The sequence below is a fragment of the Mesorhizobium sp. ES1-4 genome (genome assembly GCF_020164745.1).
Taxonomy (GTDB): Bacteria; Pseudomonadota; Alphaproteobacteria; order Rhizobiales; family Rhizobiaceae; genus Mesorhizobium.
In genome coordinates this window covers 190243-208462 of sequence record NZ_JAIUGV010000002.1, presented here as the reverse complement: position 1 = coordinate 208462, position 18220 = coordinate 190243, and the positions used below count along the sequence as shown (strand labels likewise).

Here is an 18220-nt window from a genome sequence, read left to right as displayed (position 1 = left end):
ATGGCGATCATGCTCGCTGCCGCATATAGCTTTGGATTGACGTTTACGTCAACGCGAATTGCTGAACCGGGGCCGACCGCCGACTGCTATCGGGACCAGCGGCATCGGCCAATGCCGGTCGTTCAGTGCGCGCTGACCGGCTTGGAAGTCTCGGGCGCGGGGGGGCTCGCATCCTGCCGCCGGCGCAGCCAGTTGTCGCGGATCTCATCCTTGCTCAGGAAATTGACCTGGTCGATCAGGACCTCATGCACCAGCGTTGCGCCGACACGGGCGTTGACGGTGTCGCGGATAGCGGCGCGAAAGGCATCGAGGTCGATCGTCGCCTTCTTGGTGAAATCGATCTGGGGATGGGCGTAGAGATAACCGTAGACCTCGTCCGTAATCAGCGCCGAGGCCGGGATCGACAGCTTCTTTATCTGCTCCGGCTCCACGGTATAGACGAGCTTGGTCAGGAAGTAGCCGTCGATCCTGGAGTCGTGGATCAGCGGCACCGAAATGACGTCCGTCTTGACGTAGTCCAGACCGCCCAGCATCGGCTTGGGTGTCTCGCTGACGCCGCGTTCGCCGGCGGCCTGGAACGAATAGAACACCGCGCCGAGCGTTGCAGCGCAGATCCAGACCGCTATGGCGATGACCTTGATCATTTTGAACCCGAGCCCGGCATCGCCGCGTCCTAACCTTTCAGCCTGCCGAACTCACCGGCGGAGTAGGTGCCGTCGGTTTCGGCGCGCTGGATGGCGCTGCGCAGCAGGCCAGCGACCTCGTTGACGGCGCTCAGATGCGCCAGGATCGCGGCCTCGTTTCTGGCCAGTTTCTGGCGCAGCCGCGTCAGGCCCTCGCGGTGCTGCTCGAGGAACTCGGCTTCGCTGCCGCCCTTCATGGCGCGGGTCAATTCGTAGAGATACCGGCTCTTGCGGGCGTTCGACGCCTTGAGGTCATAGCCTGTGTCATTGCGGATGCCGGCGGTTTCTTCTTCGACCACCTCTTCGATGCGGCCGATGATGGCGGCGAGGTTTCCGGGCCGCGCGAACGGGATCGGCGATTCTGGCGCTGTCGCGCGCGCTGGCAGGTTGGCTGTGAATTCGGATAAGTCGGCCATGGTGTTTCCCAGTCTAGATCTTGATGTCTGTTTTTATGGTTGTCTCGTCGCCGGTCATCGACCTGGCGGCCTTGCGCTGTAATTCCTGGACGAGCGAGGTGGACAGACGGGTTTGCTGATCGATCTCGGTCTTTTCCGGTCCATTTGAAATCGGGCCGATCGGCACCTTGCGCTTGCCGTCGAGGTAGTGGTCCGCGAGCAGCGACTTGGCGATACCGATGCCGCCGCGATCGGCCATGACGTCGGCGACGCGCTCGGCGAGCTGCGATTTCCACATGTCGCCGGCGAGCCCCGTGCCGTAGACGCCCTCGGTATCCTTGGGCAGCATGTTCTGGATGAAGGTCTGCAGGACCATCGCCTCGAACTTCTTGAACTTCTTGGCGGGGTCGGCCGTCGCGGCGGCCTTGTCAGCCGTCGCGCGCGACAGGATCGCGCCGGCGTCGACAGATGCGGCGGTGTCGACCGAAAACGTGCCGGCGACGCCGCCGGCGCGCTTGGTCAGCGCGGCGCGGGCAGCCTCGATATCCATCGGGTCGGCAGCTCGGGCGACATCCATCACAATGTCGCTGGGTGGAGAGATCGCCAAGAAAAGTCCGCCTTTTGCCGGGTTTCCTTAGCCAGGACCATGCCTCAACAAGCTTGTGGCAGGCTTGCCGGTTCAATGCCTTCTTCGTGCATAGAACTAAAATTGCCGGCTCGGCAAAACCGCAAGGACGGATTTTCACCGCTTCGTCATTAGCCCGAGATCGCGGGCTTGCTAGTGTGGCGAGGACATAATCCCCGCCACCCCCACCTGGAGAGCATCCATGCCTCAGTCCACAATCCCCGCAGACAACCTTGATCGCGAGCTGTCGGTCGTCGATCCCGATGATCCATCCCTGTCGCATCTGGCGGTTGTAGGGGACACATACACAGTGCTTCTTTCCGGCGCACAGACCGGGGGACACTTCTGCCTGATCGACATGATGGTTCCCGACGGCGGCGGGCCTGGCCCGCATCGGCATGACTTCGAAGAAATGTTCCATTTGATCGAAGGTGAGATCGAGTTCACGTTCCGCGGCGAAAAGCGGGTGGCGAAGGCGGGCATGACGGTGAACATTCCCGCCAACGCCCCACATTCCTTCAAGAATGTTTCGGGATCGGTTGTGCGCATGCTATGCCTGTGCGCACCGGCTGGCCAGGAGGAGTTCTTTGCCAGGGTCGGCATGCCGGTCGAAAGCCGCACCGCCGCGGCGCCGGCGCTCAGCAAGGACGAGTTTGGCGCATTCCTCGCCAAAGCCGCTGCGCTCGCCCCGCAATTCCGCACCGAACTGCTCAAGCCTTGATTTCACGAGGCAGGGCATGAGCATCGTAACGCACCCAAGCCGCGAGCGAAGCTCTCGACATCGTGGGCTCCTTCATCCGCCAGAATTTCGAAACCGAATAGGCCCGATACCCGCCGCTATTCGTCGTTTCGCTTCTGCGCGATCAGGTCCAGCCGCTCGCGATCGGAGCGTTCGCGCTCGTCCCGGTTGCGCACGTCCTTGTAGGCGCGCTCGACCATGTTGGTGCGGGCGGTGGCGGCGGCGATGAGGCCAGCTTCCTGCCTGGCGCTTTCAAGGCTCTCCTCCCGGCGCACAACCGCCTGGGCGATGCGGCGGTGATAGAGATCGGGGAACAGGCCGGAAAGGGAATTGTCCAGGTCGAAATGGCCGATCAAGTCACGGGCTTCGGTCTCGGCGGCGTTTGCCGCGGCGACGAAGGTGGCGTGGCGGGTTTCATGCAGCGCTTTCAACTGCTCCTGCACCTTGACCAGTTTCCTCAAACGATCCTTGCGCGTGCTCATGTCACCTCGCCAGCGTGAGGTCGACGAAGCGGTCGACGAACAGCGACAGCATGGTGCCGACGGCGAAATAGAAGATCAGCATGCCGCCGGCGATGACGAAGGGCTGGGAGATGAAATAGATCGGGATCTGCGGGGTCAGCTTGTTGACGAAACCGATCGTCAGATTGACCAGGATGGCATAGGCAACGAATGGGCTGCCGAGGCGGATGACCAGGAAGAATGTGTCCGACACGGTGTCGGTGACGTCGACCAGCGCTGACTGCGGGTTGAAGAAGACGTTGACCGGCGCGACCGTGTAGGAGGTCACCAGGGCGCGGACTATCTCGTGGTCGAAGTCGAAGACGAACAGCATCAGCAGCGCCGAGAAAGAGATGATCGCGGCAAGCGCCGCCTGCGGTTCAGGCTCCTCGATCGCCGGTCCGCCGGAGCCGCCATAGCCGATCAGCATGGCGATGGCCGAACCCATGAAGCGAAGCGCTTCCATGTAGAGCCTGGTCATGGCGCCGATCAGCCCGCCGACCAGGAGTTCCGAGATGATCATCGGCACCAGGATCTGCGGACGCGGATCGACGAAGGGAAAGATCTTGTCCCACAGGAAGGCGAGCAGGCCGCCGGTGGCGGCGACCGCCACGAAGAGCCTGACCTGCACCGGGACGCGAGCGCTGGACAGGCCCGGCATCAGCATGAAGCAGGCGCCGATGCGGCAGAAGGCGAGGAACGCCGCGATGACGACCGCTTGCGAGAGAACGCTCACGATATGGTCCCGAGCACCCTGATCTCGACGCCCTTGGCGATTTCGACGTGGGACAGCACCGGCAGCGTGGTGAACAGACGCTCGATGATCATGCGCACATAGGGGCGCGCGTCGGGCGCTGTAACCAGCACGAAGCGCTCTCCAGCTTCCAGATGTTTCTTGATCGCCTTGGTGGCGTCCTGGCCGAACTCCTCGAGCTGACGCGGATCGATGTCGAACTCGCGCACCTCGCCCTTGGCGTCGCGCTTGAGGCTCTGGTGGAAGGCAAGGTCCCAGCGGTTGCCGAGGCGCAACACCTTGAGCACGCCGCCTTCCGACAGGTCGCCGCAAATCTGCTGGGCCATGCGGATGCGGACATGCTCGACGATCTGCTCGGTGCGGCGCACATGCGGCGCGATCTCGGCGATGGCCTCGATGATGAGGTGCAGGTTGCGGATCGAGACACGCTCGGCCAGCAGCAGCTTCAGCACCGCCTGAAGGCCGGGATAGGAGATGTGCGTGGTGCAGATCTCGTCGGCGAGCTTGCGGTATTCCTGGTCCTGGCGTTCGAGCAGCGCCTTCATGTCCTTGTAGGAAAGGAGCTGCGGCAGGTTGTTGCGGATGACCTCCGAGAGATGCGTGAGCAGCACGGACATGTTGTCGGCGAAGGTGTAGTTCTCGCGCTTCAGATCCTCCGCGAAGGTTTCCATCACGGAATAGGCGCGCATGCCGAAGGCCGGCTCGCGGATCTCCTCGCCCGGTATCTGGGGGATCTCGCGGCTGCCCAGCAACACCATGATCTCGCCGACACGCATCTGGTATTCGGCAACGACGGTGCCGTGCACCTTGATCTGGTAGCTCTTCGGCGGGATGGCGAAGTCGTCGGCGACGCGCACCTCCGGCACGACGAAGCCGTATTGCTGGGCGAATTTCTTGCGCATCTTGGACATGCGGAAGACCAGTTCCTGATGCGAGACCAGGAGCCGGGTCGAAAGCTGCTTGCCGATCAGGAGTTCGATCTCGGCGGTGGCGAGCGAAGCCTTGACCGAATTCTTCTCCTCCTCGGCCTTGGTCGCCTTCTCCTGGTCCTTCAGCGCCTCGGCTTCGGCGATGGCACGGTTGTGGCGCATCGGGATGACGTAACCGAGGCTGGCCATGCCGCCGGCCAGTGCGAAGAAGGGGAACAAGGGCAAGCCGGGCATCAGGCCGAGCAGCACGAGCAGCGCGGCCGCCACGTAGAGGGCGCGCGGATGAGCGCCGAGCTGGCCGAACACCGCCTGGTTGGCCGAACCGCGGGTGCCGCCCTTGGAAACTAGCAGGCCGGCGGCGAGCGAAACGATCAGCGCGGGGATCTGGGTGACGAGGCCGTCGCCGACCGACAGCTTGATGAACACATCGGCGGCCTGGCCCATGCCCATACCGTGCCTGATGTAGCCGATGGCGATGCCGCCGACGATGTTGATGGCGGTGATGATGAGGCCGGCGATGGCGTCGCCGCGCACGAATTTCGAGGCGCCGTCCATGGAGCCGAAGAAGGAAGATTCCTCCTCCAGTTCGCGCCGGCGCAATTGCGCGGTCTTGTCATCGATCATGCCGGCGGAGAGATCGGCGTCGATCGACATCTGCTTGCCGGGGATGGCGTCGAGGGTAAAGCGGGCGCCGACCTCGGCGATACGGGTGGCGCCCTTGGTGATGACGATGAAGTTCACCACGATCAGGATCATGAAGACGATGAGGCCGATGACGAAGTCGCTGGCCATCACCAGCTTGGAAAAGCCGGCAATGACATAGCCGGCGGCGTGCGTGCCCTCATTGCCGTGCGACAGGATCATGCGCGTGGTGGCGATGTTGAGCGACAGGCGCAGCATGGTGGCGATGAGCAGCACGGTCGGGAACGAGGAGAAATCGAGCGGCCGCTGGATCCACAGCGCCACCATCAGGATCAGCACCGAAAGCGCGATCGAGAAGGCGAGGCCGATATCGATGAGAAACGCCGGGATCGGCAGGAACAGCACGGCCAGGATGACAACGATGCCGAGCGCGAAGAAGATGTCGCGGCCGTTCTTGGCCACCGCGCCGGGCTGGATGCTTTCGCTGATCGCCATTCTCGTCCTCGAACCATAGGGCTGCCGAGCATGCGACAGCCCGGCGAGGGTAGCTGGCCAAGCTTGCGCGAGGGTGGGAGAGTGGCAGGGCAGACTCTCTCGTGGAAGGACAATCCATGCTCCTGATCATCGGTACGATCCGCCTGCCGCCCGACAGGCTCGACGAGGCAAGGCCGGTGATGGAACGGATGGTTCGCGGCAGCCGCGCGGAGGACGGCTGTCTTGAATATTCCTATGCGCAGGATGTATTTGACCCCGGCTTGATCCGGGTCACCGAGGTGTGGCGCGGCAGGGCGGCACTCGATGCGCATTTCCGCTCGCCGCACCTCGCCGAGTGGCGTGCGAACTGGCCGGGGCTTGGTATCGGCGAGCGCAATCTCGTGCTTTACGAGGCCGGCGACCCTACGCCAACCTGAGCGGTCCGGCGCCAGGACCCTTGCCAGCCGCCGGCAAGCAATCAGGTCTCGGCCATGTCGGCCGTGGCAACACCGACCAGCCACCGCCTGACGGCGGCCTTTGTTGCCGACGACGATTTACGGTCCACTGACGATACCTGACTGACCACGGCGCCGGTGGCTTTCCGCTCCCAAGGCGGGAAAGGCCGGATCGGGCGGCATCGCGGCCATATTGGCGCCTTTGATGTCGGCATTGTGGTTGTCACGACGTGCCGCCCGGCGTATCAGGCGGGTCTTCCATTGCCTTTGATGTCGGCGAGCCGCCCCGGTGCTTTCCAGAAACCAACCCCAGGTCTACGCCCGCCGGCTGCGCGCGGTGCTTTTGAGGTCAGTCCCTCTACTGGAGGCGCGCGGCATCGCCGTGGTGATCCTGGCGGGCGTTGTCGGCGTCCTGGCGGGCATAATGGTCACCGCGATGAGCCAGATCGTGCAGGACCTGCACGGACGGCTGTTCGGCGTCCAGCCCGGCGGGCGTCTGTCGGGCATGTTCTCGCTCGCCGATCCGGTGCAGGCGGTGGTTCCGGCAATCGGCGGCATCCTGCTCGGGCTGAGCGTGATCTGGCTGAGAAAGCGCAAATTCCGAACCCCTGTCGATCCGATCGAGGCCAACGCGCTCTATGGCGGGCGCATGTCGCTGACCGACACCTTCATCATCGTCTGTCAGACGATGATCTCCAGCGGCTTCGGCGCCTCGGTCGGTCTGGAGGCCGGCTATACGCAGGTCGGTTCCGGCGTTGCCTCGCGGTTGGCGCGGATATTCAGGCTGCGCCGCAACGATGTCCGAATCCTGGTCGGCTGCGGTGCCGCCGGCGCCATATCAGCCGCCTTCGATGCGCCGCTGACCGGTGCCTTCTACGGCTTCGAACTGGTCATCGGCATCTACTCGGTCGCCAATGTCGCGCCCGTGATGACCGCCGCGGTTTCGGCCTCGCTGACGGCGGAAGTATTCGGCGGGGTTCCGTTCCCGCTGGAGCTTACCGGCCTTCCCGCGCTGACGCCCAGCCAGTATGTGCCGTTCCTTCTGCTCGGCCTGCTCGGGGGCGCGGCCTCGATCGCCATCATGCAACTGGTGACGTTGATCGAGCGCAGTTTCAACCGGCTTTCGATCGATGCCTCGCTGCGCCCGGTCATCGGCGGCGTCCTGGTCGGCCTGCTGAGCCTGATCACGCCGCAGGTGCTGTCCAGCGGTCACGGCGCGCTGCATCGCGAATTCGCCATGAACTATGGGCTGGCCGTTGTCGCCAGCGTCTTCGTCCTCAAGCTGGCCGCCTCCGCCGTTTCGCTGGGGTCGGGTTTTCGCGGCGGACTTTTCTTCGCGTCGCTTTTCCTCGGCGCGCTGCTCGGCAAGGCGTTCGCCGGTGTGATGGCGTTCGTCTCGCCGGCGACCGGCATCGACCCTTCCGTCGCCGCCGTCGTCGGCATGACCTCGCTCGCTGTCGGCGTCGTCGGCGGCCCGCTGACGATGACCTTCCTGGCGCTGGAATCGACGCGCGACCTGACGCTCACCGGCGTGGTGCTGGCCGCTTCGATCATGGCGGCGATCCTGGTGCGCGAGACCTTCGGCTATTCGTTCTCGACGTGGCGCTTCCACCTGCGCGGCGAGACGATCCGCAGCGCCCACGACGTCGGCTGGATGCGCAGCCTGACCGTCGGCTCGATGATGCGCGAGGACATCAAGACCATCGATGCCTCGAAGACGCTGGCCGCCTTCCGCGACGAATTCCCGCTGGGCTCGGCCCAGCGCGTGATCGCCGTCGACCCGGGCGATGAATATGTCGGCATGCTGATCGTGGCCGAACTGCACAGCGATCCCTCCGGGGGCGAGGTGCCGGTGCGCGATCTGGCCCAGTTCAAGGATGCCGTCCTGGTGCCCAGCATGAACGTGCAGGCCGCCGCCGAGACCTTCCAGCGCGCCGGCGCCGAGGAACTGGCCGTGGTCGAGGACTTCGCCGACCACATCGTGCTCGGTCTTCTGACCGAGGGTCATTTGATGCGGCGCTACGCCGAGGAACTCGAAAGGGCGCGGCGGGACCTGTCGGGCGAAGGCTAGGGCGCCGCGATCTTCGAAATCGTCAGTGCTCGATCGGCCCCTTCGCCGGCACCAGCGCGGTGCCGGCGGTCGTCGGGCGCTCGATCACGCGGCGCACGCGCGGCGGTTCGTCGCCTGAGTGCAGCGCCCGCAAGCGTTCGCCGACCATGGCGTCGGCATGGGTGATGCGGCCGTTATGCCTGACATATTCGAGCCAGGTCGGCGTGTGGTAATGCTCGATCCAGATCGCCGGATTTTCCAGATCGCGCGCCAGCGTCCAGTTGCGGGCGCCATCGCGGCGGCGGATGCGGCCGCGCTCGGCCATTGTGGCGAGGAATTCCGGTTCGTCCTCGTGCCGGATGACGTATTCGATCATGATGGCGATCGGCCCGCTGCGCGGCTTGAGGTCGAGGGCGAGGTGCGGCTCCCTGAAACGGTTGAGCGGGTCGAGGTTGAGCACCTGCTGCTGCGGCAACGGCAGCACGAGGCCGATGGCGCCGCCGGCGAGCATCGCGATTGCCGCGGCGATCAGCGCCGTCTCGGCGCCATGCGCGTCGGCCACGACACCCCAGATCCAGCTGCCCAGCGCGATGCCGCCAAAGGTGGCGGTCTGGTAGACCGACAGAACCCGGCCGACCACCCAGCGCGGTGTCGCCATCTGCACGGTGACGTTGAAATGGGACAGCGCAATCACCCAGCAGGCACCGCCGACCAGCAGGCCGAGCGAGGTCTGCCAGGCATGCTGGCTGACGGCGGCGTTGAAGGCGCAGGCGGCGAAACCGGCGAAGGCGCAGCGAACCATCGTTTCGCTGGAGAGCAACTGCCGAAGCCGCACGCTGATCAGCGCGCCGCCGACGGCGCCGATGCCGAAGGCGCCCAGCATGATGCCGTAGGTCAGCGCGTCGCCCTTGACGACGTCGCGCGCCACCAGCGGCAGCAGCGCCAGCACCGCGCCGGCGCTGAAGCCAAAGGCCGCGCCCCTGACCAGCACCTTGCCGATGTTGGGCGACATGGCGACGTAGCGCAGGCCGGCACCCATGGCCGCCCCCAACGACTCGCGGGGCAAGGTCGAGACCGGCACATCGGGCTTCCAGCGAGCCAGCACGACGATGAGGCCGACATAGCTCACCGCGTTCGCCGCGAAGGCGGCGGCCGCGCCGGCGGCCGCGACGATGATGCCGCCGATCGCCGGGCCGACGCTGCGGGTCAGGTTGAAGCCCATGGAATTCAGCGCCACGGCGGCGGGTACCTTGTTGCGCGGTACGATGTCGCCGACGGACGCCTGCCATGACGGGCTGTTGAGCGCGGTGCCGCTGTCGATCAGGAAGGTGAAGGCCAGCAGCGTCCACGGCGTGATCAGGTCCAGATAGGTGAACGCGGTCAGAAGCACCGAAACGACCAGCATGAAGCTCTGGGCGATCAGCATCACCTTGCGGCGGTCGAAGCTGTCGGCGATGGCGCCCGCGACAAGCGCGAACAGCATGATCGGCAAGGTGGTCGAGGCCTGGACCAGGGCGACCTGATAGGGCGAGGTGGCGATGGTAGTCATCATCCAGGCTGCGCCGACGCCCTGGATCAAGCCGCCGAAATTGGAGACGAGGCTCGCGGCCCATACCGCGCGGAAGATGCCGTGCCGGAACGGCGCCAGCGCCGAGACGCTTTCGCTATCCGGCTTTTCGTCAATCATGGATGGGTCCTGCCACGGCGTGATCCTCGCGGTGATCCGTTTCCCCGCATGATTTGCCGAAACTATGGCATCGCCGCGCAAAGGGCGAATGCCTTGAAAGGAAGATCATGGTCCAACAAGGGGATAGCGAAGGGCCACGACTGCGCCGCCTTCGCGAAACCGTGGTTGCCTTGGCGTCCAGCCTGACGTTTCAACGCGCCTCGGCCACGGCCGCATGCAGTGCCTCGGCCAGATGGCCGGTGGATTGGCCGCCGGCATGGAGACGAAGGAAAAGCTCCATTCCCACCAGGCGAAGCCTCGAGGCCTGGTCGCGCCTGGCGAGGTCGATCAGGTCCGTGACCGAAGATGCGGGCCACTTCATCGCATCGCGCAGAAAGCCGCCGCGCAACAACGCCTCGGTGCCGGCGGTGAAGTTCGCGGATACCTGAAAGCCGTTCTTCCTGGCCTGCACGTTCTGAAGTGGAATGTGTTTTTCCGCGACTTTCTTCAAAAGCCATTTTCCTTGCTTCTGGCGGTGTTTGTGTCGCCGGGGCAGATGGATCGCGAAGTCGATCAGGCGGTTTTCGAGGAACGGCACCCTGAGTTCAACCGAGGCCGCCATGCTGAGCCGGTCATGCCGGTTCAGCAGGTCCTGCAGATGCGAATACATGTCGTGGAGACAGCATCCGAGGAAGGCGCGGTCGCCAAGCGGCGTCACCGGCTCCAGCCGGTCGAAGATCTTGGCCTGAAGGAAATTCAATTCCGGCGCGAGCGCCCTGAGCACGATGTTGCGATCCCAGGCATGGCCACCCGCGATCGATGTGCGGAACGGGGCATAACGCTGGCGCTCGAACCTGCGGGAAAGAGAGCGCTTCGAGAGAAACAGCCGCCTCGGCCAGGACCAGGACCGCCACAATTTCATGCTGGCCTCCTGCCAATCGTAGCCGCCAAAGAGTTCGTCGGCGCCCTCGCCGGTCAGCAGCACCTTGATGCCATCGGCCCGGCACCGCTCGGCGAGTGCGAGCAGGCAGACATGGCTCGCATGCCAGCCGTCGCTTTCCAAATGCCAGATGGTCTTCGGCCACAGGTCGAGGAACCGGTCCTTGTCGACCGGCACCCTGTTCAGAGGCACGTGGGCGTGGCTGGCGGTGCGCCCGGCGTCGTCGGCCTCGCTGTGGCCAATGCCGGGATCGACGACATAGGCTGTCATCTCCGGCCTGAACCGTTTCGCCAGCGTGGTGACGAGGCCCGAATCGACGCCGCCGCTGCAGGCAGCGGCCAGGCTGGTATCGGCGATGCAATGGAGCCCGACGCTGTCCTTGATCAGCTCTTCCAACGTCGCCATGCGCTCGGCGTCGCTGGCCGTATCGCCAACGATGCGGGCGGTGTCGAGCACATCGAGGACATGCCAGAAACAGCGCTTCTCAACGCCGGCATCGCTGATCTTCCACAGGCCCGCCGGCGGCAACCGCTCCATGCCCTGGAACAGGCTGGAACAGGAGTCACGGCTCTGCCAGGCAAGGCGCAAGGTGATCTCGCGGGCATCGACAGTCCCTGCGACGCCGTCGCAGGCCAGGATCGCCTTGTCCTCGGAGGCGAACAGGATCCGCTCACCAGTTTCTGCCACCGACATCGGCTTGATGCCGAGACGGTCGCGCGCGAGCCACAAGGCGCCGGCACGGGCGTCGAAATAGGCGATGGCGAACATGCCGTCGAACATCGGGATGGCCTCATCCGGTCCCCAATGATGCAGCGCTTCGAGAACCACCTCGGTATCCGAGACCGTCCGGAACCGCCTGCCTTCAGCCTCAAGTGCGTCCCGCAGCGAGCGGTAATTGTAGACCTCGCCATTATAGACCAGCACGCCCTGGCCACAGGCCGTGAGCATGGGCTCGCGCGCCTGCGCAGACAGATCGATGATCGAGAGCCGCCGGTGACCGAGCGCCAGCCGGCTGTCGTTCCAGCTGGCATGGTCGTCAGGCCCGCGATGGGCCAGCGCCTGCATCATGCGGGCGACGTCGGCGATATCGCCGCCGCCGATCGGATCGCGTTTGCGCCAGACGCCGGCTATCCCGCACATGGCGCGCCGGCCGGTCTGGCCTGGGTCAGAGGTTTGGGAGACGTCATCGAGACTATACCGCTATGCCAGACCGACAATCTGCCGGATCATGGAACGGCACTCTAACCGCAACGCGGCCGCCCGCAAGCCGCGTTCCATCCGGGTGTAATCTGGACGGAAGGCGTTGGGCACTCTTCCCGGGATCGTTCAGAAACCGTTCTGGATACGCTCGAAGATCACATTGGTGAAGGCCGATATCTGGCCGCCGATGAACGGACCCGTGAGCGCCACCACAAGCATGATGGCGACGATTTTCGGGACGAAGGTCAAGGTGATCTCCTGGACCTGTGTCAGCGCCTGGATGAGGGCGATGCCGATGCCGACCGCCATGGCGACCAGCACCACCGGAGCGGACGCGGTCAGCACCGTCCACACCGCATACTGGACGATGTCGAGTGCGTCGGCCTCGTTCATCTCGGCGGTTGGCCTAGCTCGCCGGCCTGATCGACACGCCTGCGCCGACGGGGACCTGGGTGCCATCCTGCAGCACCGCGATCAATCCGCTGCTGGCGAGCGTCACCGAAGCCACTGTTCCGGTGGTCATGCCGTCGGCCGACGTGATCGAGCGGCCGATGATCGCATCGGCCTGCGACAGCGCCGACGACTGCATGATCTGATCGAGCTTGGTGTTGGTCTGCACCGACTGCTCGACCTGCGAGAAGGTGGCGAGCTGGGCGACGTACTGGGTCGAATCCATCGGCTTGGTCGGATCCTGGTTCTTCATCTCGGCGATCAGAAGTTTCAGGAACGAGTTGTAGTCGACAGCGGTCTTGGCGGTCTGCGTGGTGGTCTGGTTGGCGCCAACCGGTATCGTCGTCGTCATGTCCACGGTCATCAGTATCGTGCTCCCACGGCCAGCGGGCGCGCGGCGCCCGGAACGTCGTCGTTGCCGCCAAGCGCGCGGCGTTCGAGAGGATAAAGCGAACGGATCGCCTTCAAGGCCTCGTAGATGTGATCCTCGCCGACCATACGGTCGACCTGTTTCAGCGCGCTGCCGATTTCGGCGTCTTCGAAACTTGCCATGAGCAGCGGCAGCGAGCGGCGGAACATTTCGCGCGCTTCATCGGCACCAGCGGGGTTCATCAGCATGACCTGCACGATGAAATAGAGCTGCCGCAACGGCGTCGAAGCCTCGTCGGCCTGGATCACATGGCTCTCGAGCAGGAACTGCACGTCGTTCATCAGCTCGACGGTAACCTTCCGGTCGACGCGGATGACCGCGCCGTTGATGTAGATCTTCTCGTTGGGCTTCAGCGATATCTTCAGGGTGTTGGTCATTGAATGCCGTCGCGGATGATCTGGGATACTTCGATCAGCCCCTCGAAATTGTCGGTGCGGCCCTGGCGGATGTCCTCGGCCTCGCGCAGCAGCCACAGGCCGATGGAAATCAGGTTGGCGCGCAATTCCTTGGGGAGCGCATTGTCGCTGGAGCCAAGATCTTCGACGAAGGCAGTCCAGACGCGGTTGGTGAAGTTCAGTGCTTCCACCGCCTCCATTGAGCCCTGGCCGGCCACCGCCGCGGCCGACAGCATGTCGATCGAGCGGGTCAGCAGCTCGCGCTCACGGTCCTTGGCGTCCGTGACGGAGGTGCTTTGGATGTCGGCGTAGGAAAATTGGTACATCGCTCTACCGTTCCGGTTCAGAGTGCTTTCAGGTCAGGTAATTCAACAGGCTGAGCTGCTGCAGGCGCGCCGTCAGGGCAAAGGACGTCTCGATATGCTGCGTCAGGTCGGCGACGCGGGTCGCGGCTTCCGCCGGGTCGACGGCCTCGAGATCGAGGATATGGCGCTCGAACAGGTCGACCTGCGTTTTCATGCGGTCGCTGGCGTCGGAGACGCGCTTCTGGACGATGCCGGTTTCGGATTGGACCTGGCCGATACCGCTCAGCGCTTCGCCGACCAGCGACTGGGAGCGGGTGATGATGGTGTCCTTCGCCGCCTGGCTGATGTTGGTCGACATCAGGCTCGTGACCATTGCGGCGGCCATGGCGAGCTTCTTGATGCCATCGCTGTTGGCGCTGGCGGAGGTCGCCGTGGTTTCGTTGAGCGCGATGCGGCTTACGATCTGCTGATCGGTGGCATTCGACATGTTGGTCTGCCAGCCCGCGCCGAGAAATTGCGGCGTGACGTCGTTGGTGATGAAGTCGTCCATCTGGGCGGCGGTGATATTGGCCGCGGCCGGATCGTTGGGCGTGAACCCGAACTTGGCGACAAAGGAAGCGTCGAAGGCGGCCTTGGCCGGCGAGCCGGCCGCCGTGAAATCGTTGATCGGTTTGACGTCGGTGTTGGTGCCGGCGAACAAATACTCGCCGTTGACGCTGGTGTTGAGGATCGAGGCAAGCTGCTGGATCGTCGTCTGCCCGCTCGATTGAGTCAGGGTGTCGGAATTGTCCCCCGACGACGCGGTGGTGAGGCTGGATAGGAAGGTCTGCGCCACGCCGGAGAGCTGGCCAAGCGAAGTCTGCGTCGATGCAAGCCGGGCGGCGACCAACCCGTTGGAATCGATGATTACGTTCAGGCGGTCGAGGTCGCGCGAGAAGGTGACGGACTGGGCGGTGCGTCCGCCCAGTGCCAGGCCGACATCGGCGACCTGGCCGGTGGAGGATTCCTTTGTTGCTTTGACGAGGTCGGCCTGCATGCGCATTTGTTGATAGCGCATGGCGTTGGAGATGGCGGCCGAGGAAACTGAGGTCATGGATTATCCCACCGCGTTCAACAGGGCCGTCATCATGTCGTCGACGGTCTTCATCATCCGCGCCGATGCCTGATAGGTGTGTTCGAGATCGAGCATCAGCGACATTTCCTGGTCGACGTTGACCCCGGTCGCATTGGAAAGCGCCTCGGCGCTGCGTTGTGCCAGCGCCTGCTTGGCATCCGACGCGGTCGAGGCCTGCTGGCGTAGGCCCTGTAGCCAACCGATGGAATTGGCGGCGTAGTCGGAAACGCTGGACGTCGCCGATATCCCGGCGCCGGAATCGAACGTCATCGGCTGGTCGAGACGGTCGCCATAGGCAATCAGGAGGCTGGAGTAGGAGGCGCCGCCGCTGGTGTTGGCGACGTAGGCCGCACCGTTGGCGCCGCCGTCGCGCAGCAATACCGGATTGCCGCCAGCGCTTGGATCCATCGCCGCATTGATGCTGATCGAACCGGCCAGGCCGTTGACCAGCGTGCCCGCGGCCGGCACGGCCGGCGCGCCGGACCAGGTAAACAGGCCGGCGGCGTTCGGCATCGCAGGCGCGGTCTCGGCAAAGGCCGTGATCAGGCCGCGCGCGGTCTCGTCGAGCTGGCTCTGCATGGTCGAGGCGACCCCGTCGCGCAGTTGCAGCAGGCCGGCAAGCTTGCCACTGGCGCTGGTGTTGCCGCCCGCTCCCGCCGAGACAGGGACGTTGTCGATATAGACGGTGTTGCCGGCGGCTCCGGCGGCATAACCCGCCGACGGCGTAAAGCTCACCGTGCGCGGTATGGTTTCGAACAATGTGGTGCCGTCACCCGTGGTGATGACCATGTCATTGTCGCCGCGCGTGAAGGTCGAGACCGGAACATAGTCGGCGATCTTCTTCAGCAGCGCGTCGCGCTGGTCGAGCGCATCGGAAACGTCGGTGCCGGAACGGGTTCCGGAAATGACAGCCTGGTTGGCGTCCTGGAACTGGCTGAGCAGCGAATTGAGGTCCTTGACCGCCGTGTCGATCTGGCCGTCGGTCTGGGTGCGGAAAGCCTGAATGGCCTGGGAACCCTCGTTGAGGGAGCGCACCACCTGCCTGGCGGCGTCGATGACGATGGAACCGAGATTCTGGTTGGACGGCGAGGTGGCGTAGAGCTGCAGTTGCTGCTGCAGGTTGGCGATGGCGGTCGAGGGCGAGGACGCGTTGTCGACGCCGTTGACCGCCACATTCAACTGATCCATGCCGCTGTAGAGTGCGTTCTGGCCGCTATAGGCCGACAGTGCGCCAAGGTTCTGGCGAAACAGCAGGTCGTTGGTCACGCGCTGGATATCGACCACCCGGGCGCCCGGCGTCGTACTGCTGACGACAGCGATGCGGCGCGTATAGTCCGAATTGGAGGCGTCCGAGACGTTGCGCGTGACAACACTGGTCTGCCGCGAGGTGGCCAGAAGGGCCGATTGGGCGATGCTCAGTGCGGAGGAAAGCGACATGCTGGTCTTTCACAGGCGGAGCCCGGTTTATCTCTTCAGGTTGACAAGGACGTCCATCAGATCGGAACCGGTCTGGAAGACTTTCGAATTGGCGGTGTAGCTGCGTTGTGCCGCGATCATGTCGGTCAATTCCTCCGCGATATCGACGTTGGAATTTTCGAGCGCCCCGGAAATGATCGAACCAAGCTTGCCTTCATTGGCAAAGCCGACACGGATCGCACCGGAATCGGTGCCTTGCGCGTAGACGTTGCCGGGGAGTGCCTTGAGCTGGTCGGGGCTCTGCACATCGGCCAGCGGAATTTTATAAAGCGCCTTGGAGGTGCCGTCCTTGTACTGGGCGTAAATGGTGCCGTCCTTGCTGATCTGCACCTTGTCGATGGTGCTCGGCGCGTTGCCGTTGACCTGGGCGTCGGTGACGGTGAAGCCGGTGCCAAGCTGTGTGAGCGCCGACAGATCGAGATCGAGGCCGGCGCCGCCCGGTACGGTGAACGAAACGCTGGTGGGGGCGCCGGTAAGCTTGCCGGTGGTGGTATCGAAGGTAAGGTTGGCGGTGCCCAGTGCGCCGCCGGCAGCATAGGGGAAGCCAGTTCCGGCCGTCGCCTTCGATTGGTCGAAGACCGCCACCTCCCAGGTCCCGGCACCGGTGTTGGTGAAATAGACGTCGAGCAGCTTCTTGTTGCCGAGATTGTCATAGGCGACCATCGATGATTTCGACGTGTACTGCGCGCCCGCCGCGTTCGTGCTGGGCAGGCTGCCGGCAGCGACCGGTGTGGCACCCGCCGGCAGATTGCCGCTGAAATTCCCCGCGGTGCTCGGCGTTGCGGTCAGTCCCTGGTCGGAGATGACAACCGGCTCGAGGCCTTCGAAGCCGTTCACCGTCGCTGCCGGCGTGCCGTTGGCGTAGCTGTAGGCCATCAGCTGGAAACCGGCGGCGTTGACCAGCCGGCCCTGTGCATCGGGAACGAAGGCGCCGGCGCGGGTCAGGAAAGGCGTGCCGCTCGGGTCCTGCACGACAAAGAAGCCATCGCCGCTGACGGCGAGGTCGGATACCGAGGTCGTGTATTGAAGCACGCCCGGATCGCTCACCGCCTGGCGGATCGTCGTGGTGACGCCGCCGGAATTATAGGCGCCGCCGGTCGACGGCATGATCAGCGTCGAGAATTCGGCCGAGGACCGCTTGTAGCCGGTGGTATCGGAGTTGGCGATGTTGTCGGCTGTCGTCGACAGGCGGTTTGCCTGGGCGTTCATGCCGGAAACGCCGGTCCGCATCATTCCATAGAGGCTCATCGAGATGTCTCCGCAATATCCATGCCGCTGGCTTCGAGGCTACGCGCCCTGTCTTGCGCGAGGCTGGCGCGGTGCTGCATCAGAACACCAGCCGGTAGCCGAGGAAGCGCTTGGAATCGATCGGATCCGTGCCCAGCTTCTCGCGCAGTTTCTTGCGCAGCTTGCTGATGTGGCTCTCCACAACGTTCTCCTCGACCTCTTCGTCGAAAATGCCATAGATGGCGTTGAACACCTGGGTCTTGGTGACGCGGCGGCCGCGGTTGCTCGCCAGATATTCCAGGATACGACGCTCGCGACGCGGCAAGGGCAGCGGCTGGCCGTCAATCTCGGGATCGCGGCCGTCCATGAAGATGCGCATGGCGCCGATCTCGGTGTAGGCGACGTCCTCGCTGGCGCGGCGGCGGATGGCGGTGATGCGGGCCAGGATTTCGCGGATGTGCACCGGCTTGCGGATGACGTCGTCGACGCCGCTCTCGAACAACCGCAGCGTGTTCTCCAGCGAATGCTGCTCGCTGAGCGCAATGACGGGAGCTCCGGTGCGGTCGCGAATCTGGCGCGGCGAGATCGCGCCGTCACGACAATCGCCGATCAGGAAAGCCCGCACCGAGCGCAGATCGGTGTCGGCGGCCGAGTTGACCCACTCGCCGAATTCGCCCGGCGCGAAACCGGCGCAGGCGATCCCCTCGCGGTCGAAAAGTGAGTTATAGCCCTCTGTCACGAGCTCTCGCTCGTCAACGATAACGATCATCG

The 18220-nt window shown here is 64.3% G+C and carries 19 protein-coding genes; 3 read left to right on the top strand and 16 right to left on the bottom strand.

The annotated features are described in order from the left end of the window. Nucleotides 1-122: 122 nt before the first annotated feature. Genes LB556_RS04645 through LB556_RS04635 form a run of 3 tightly spaced genes read right to left on the bottom strand, consistent with a single transcriptional unit; the run spans nt 123 to nt 1655 of the window. The gene (locus tag LB556_RS04645; RefSeq protein WP_224564559.1) at nt 123-644 is read right to left on the bottom strand and encodes a hypothetical protein; all 522 of its coding nucleotides are present in this window, start codon (nt 642-644) and stop codon (nt 123-125) included. A 29-nt stretch (nt 645-673) separates the two neighbouring features. Continuing rightward, a complete protein-coding gene (locus LB556_RS04640; protein ID WP_224564557.1) occupies nt 674-1099 on the bottom strand; it encodes a hypothetical protein in 426 nt (141 codons plus the stop codon). 13 nt (nt 1100-1112) lie between these two features. Next, the gene (locus LB556_RS04635) at nt 1113-1655 is read right to left on the bottom strand and encodes a rod-binding protein (protein ID WP_224564555.1); all 543 of its coding nucleotides are present in this window, start codon (nt 1653-1655) and stop codon (nt 1113-1115) included. A gap of 250 nt (nt 1656-1905) precedes the next feature. Between LB556_RS04635 and LB556_RS04630 the strand changes: the two genes are divergently transcribed. Continuing rightward, entirely contained in the window at nt 1906-2424 is a 519-nt protein-coding gene (locus tag LB556_RS04630) for a cupin domain-containing protein (RefSeq protein WP_224564552.1), read from the top strand. Nucleotides 2425-2540: 116 nt separating this feature from the next. Here LB556_RS04630 and LB556_RS04625 read toward each other — a convergent pair whose 3' ends face one another. Genes LB556_RS04625 through flhA form a run of 3 tightly spaced genes read right to left on the bottom strand, consistent with a single transcriptional unit; the run spans nt 2541 to nt 5762 of the window. After that, nucleotides 2541-2924: a hypothetical protein gene (locus LB556_RS04625; protein ID WP_224564549.1), complete on the bottom strand. Its 384-nt coding sequence runs from the start codon at nt 2922-2924 to the stop codon at nt 2541-2543. A gap of 1 nt (nt 2925) precedes the next feature. Next, nucleotides 2926-3678 carry a flagellar biosynthetic protein FliR gene (gene fliR / locus LB556_RS04620; RefSeq protein WP_224564546.1) on the bottom strand — a complete coding sequence of 251 codons (753 nt, stop codon included), beginning with the start codon at nt 3676-3678 and terminating at the stop codon, nt 2926-2928. Continuing rightward, nucleotides 3675-5762: a flagellar biosynthesis protein FlhA gene (gene flhA, locus LB556_RS04615; RefSeq protein WP_224564543.1), complete on the bottom strand. Its 2088-nt coding sequence runs from the start codon at nt 5760-5762 to the stop codon at nt 3675-3677. The genes fliR and flhA overlap by 4 nt, the downstream gene beginning before the upstream one ends. Before the next feature lie 116 nt (nt 5763-5878). Here flhA and LB556_RS04610 point away from each other — a divergent pair, with 116 nt between their 5' ends. Together LB556_RS04610 and LB556_RS04605 are read left to right on the top strand one after the other, a co-directional pair. Then, entirely contained in the window at nt 5879-6178 is a 300-nt protein-coding gene (locus LB556_RS04610) for a putative quinol monooxygenase (protein WP_224564541.1), read from the top strand. Nucleotides 6179-6485: 307 nt separating this feature from the next. Beyond that, complete coding sequence (locus tag LB556_RS04605; protein WP_224564539.1) at nt 6486-8267, top strand: chloride channel protein; 1782 nt, start codon at nt 6486-6488, stop codon at nt 8265-8267. A 22-nt stretch (nt 8268-8289) separates the two neighbouring features. On the opposite strand, the gene LB556_RS04600 is transcribed toward LB556_RS04605, so the two are convergent. From LB556_RS04600 to LB556_RS04555, 10 genes are all read right to left on the bottom strand, one after another. Continuing rightward, nucleotides 8290-9933, bottom strand: a complete 1644-nt coding sequence (locus LB556_RS04600) for an MFS transporter (protein ID WP_224564537.1) — start codon at nt 9931-9933, stop codon at nt 8290-8292. Nucleotides 9934-10123: 190 nt separating this feature from the next. Beyond that, nucleotides 10124-11992 (bottom strand): asparagine synthase (glutamine-hydrolyzing), encoded by a 1869-nt coding sequence (asnB, locus tag LB556_RS04595; protein ID WP_224564535.1) that lies wholly within the window; start codon nt 11990-11992, stop codon nt 10124-10126. A gap of 186 nt (nt 11993-12178) precedes the next feature. Continuing rightward, nucleotides 12179-12445: a flagellar biosynthesis protein FliQ gene (gene fliQ / locus LB556_RS04590; RefSeq protein WP_013893193.1), complete on the bottom strand. Its 267-nt coding sequence runs from the start codon at nt 12443-12445 to the stop codon at nt 12179-12181. Nucleotides 12446-12458: 13 nt separating this feature from the next. Next, nucleotides 12459-12866: a flagellar hook assembly protein FlgD gene (gene flgD, locus LB556_RS04585; protein ID WP_224564533.1), complete on the bottom strand. Its 408-nt coding sequence runs from the start codon at nt 12864-12866 to the stop codon at nt 12459-12461. Next, entirely contained in the window at nt 12866-13309 is a 444-nt protein-coding gene (gene flbT, locus LB556_RS04580; RefSeq protein ID WP_224564530.1) for a flagellar biosynthesis repressor FlbT, read from the bottom strand. Before flbT ends, flgD begins: the two co-directional genes overlap by 1 nt. After that, nucleotides 13306-13653, bottom strand: a complete 348-nt coding sequence (gene flaF / locus LB556_RS04575) for a flagellar biosynthesis regulator FlaF (protein WP_224564527.1) — start codon at nt 13651-13653, stop codon at nt 13306-13308. The genes flbT and flaF overlap by 4 nt, the downstream gene beginning before the upstream one ends. A gap of 28 nt (nt 13654-13681) precedes the next feature. Further along, a complete protein-coding gene (locus LB556_RS04570) occupies nt 13682-14725 on the bottom strand; it encodes a flagellar hook-associated family protein (protein ID WP_224564525.1) in 1044 nt (347 codons plus the stop codon). 3 nt (nt 14726-14728) lie between these two features. Further along, nucleotides 14729-16183 (bottom strand): flagellar hook-associated protein FlgK, encoded by a 1455-nt coding sequence (gene flgK, locus LB556_RS04565; RefSeq protein WP_224564521.1) that lies wholly within the window; start codon nt 16181-16183, stop codon nt 14729-14731. Between the two features lie 27 nt (nt 16184-16210). Further along, nucleotides 16211-17470 carry a flagellar hook protein FlgE gene (locus LB556_RS04560; protein ID WP_224564519.1) on the bottom strand — a complete coding sequence of 420 codons (1260 nt, stop codon included), beginning with the start codon at nt 17468-17470 and terminating at the stop codon, nt 16211-16213. A gap of 79 nt (nt 17471-17549) precedes the next feature. Beyond that, nucleotides 17550-18218: a response regulator transcription factor gene (locus tag LB556_RS04555; RefSeq protein ID WP_015315897.1), complete on the bottom strand. Its 669-nt coding sequence runs from the start codon at nt 18216-18218 to the stop codon at nt 17550-17552. Between the last annotated feature and the right edge of the window lie 2 nt (nt 18219-18220).

What these genes read in the sequence shown, in the direction of transcription:
- LB556_RS04600 (WP_224564537.1), bottom strand. Translation starts at nt 9,933, where the DNA reads ATGATTGACGAAAAGCCGGATAGCGAAAGCGTCTCGGCGCTGGCGCCG.
- LB556_RS04555 (WP_015315897.1), bottom strand. Translation starts at nt 18,218, where the DNA reads ATGATCGTTATCGTTGACGAGCGAGAGCTCGTGACAGAGGGCTATAAC.
- flgK (WP_224564521.1), bottom strand. Translation starts at nt 16,183, where the DNA reads ATGTCGCTTTCCTCCGCACTGAGCATCGCCCAATCGGCCCTTCTGGCC.
- LB556_RS04640 (WP_224564557.1), bottom strand. Translation starts at nt 1,099, where the DNA reads ATGGCCGACTTATCCGAATTCACAGCCAACCTGCCAGCGCGCGCGACA.
- fliQ (WP_013893193.1), bottom strand. Translation starts at nt 12,445, where the DNA reads ATGAACGAGGCCGACGCACTCGACATCGTCCAGTATGCGGTGTGGACG.
- flbT (WP_224564530.1), bottom strand. Translation starts at nt 13,309, where the DNA reads ATGACCAACACCCTGAAGATATCGCTGAAGCCCAACGAGAAGATCTAC.
- LB556_RS04630 (WP_224564552.1), top strand. Translation starts at nt 1,906, where the DNA reads ATGCCTCAGTCCACAATCCCCGCAGACAACCTTGATCGCGAGCTGTCG.
- LB556_RS04625 (WP_224564549.1), bottom strand. Translation starts at nt 2,924, where the DNA reads ATGAGCACGCGCAAGGATCGTTTGAGGAAACTGGTCAAGGTGCAGGAG.
- LB556_RS04570 (WP_224564525.1), bottom strand. Translation starts at nt 14,725, where the DNA reads ATGACCTCAGTTTCCTCGGCCGCCATCTCCAACGCCATGCGCTATCAA.
- LB556_RS04635 (WP_224564555.1), bottom strand. Translation starts at nt 1,655, where the DNA reads ATGGATGTCGCCCGAGCTGCCGACCCGATGGATATCGAGGCTGCCCGC.
- flaF (WP_224564527.1), bottom strand. Translation starts at nt 13,653, where the DNA reads ATGTACCAATTTTCCTACGCCGACATCCAAAGCACCTCCGTCACGGAC.
- LB556_RS04610 (WP_224564541.1), top strand. Translation starts at nt 5,879, where the DNA reads ATGCTCCTGATCATCGGTACGATCCGCCTGCCGCCCGACAGGCTCGAC.
- flhA (WP_224564543.1), bottom strand. Translation starts at nt 5,762, where the DNA reads ATGGCGATCAGCGAAAGCATCCAGCCCGGCGCGGTGGCCAAGAACGGC.
- LB556_RS04560 (WP_224564519.1), bottom strand. Translation starts at nt 17,470, where the DNA reads ATGAGCCTCTATGGAATGATGCGGACCGGCGTTTCCGGCATGAACGCC.
- flgD (WP_224564533.1), bottom strand. Translation starts at nt 12,866, where the DNA reads ATGACCGTGGACATGACGACGACGATACCGGTTGGCGCCAACCAGACC.
- LB556_RS04645 (WP_224564559.1), bottom strand. Translation starts at nt 644, where the DNA reads ATGATCAAGGTCATCGCCATAGCGGTCTGGATCTGCGCTGCAACGCTC.
- asnB (WP_224564535.1), bottom strand. Translation starts at nt 11,992, where the DNA reads ATGTGCGGGATAGCCGGCGTCTGGCGCAAACGCGATCCGATCGGCGGC.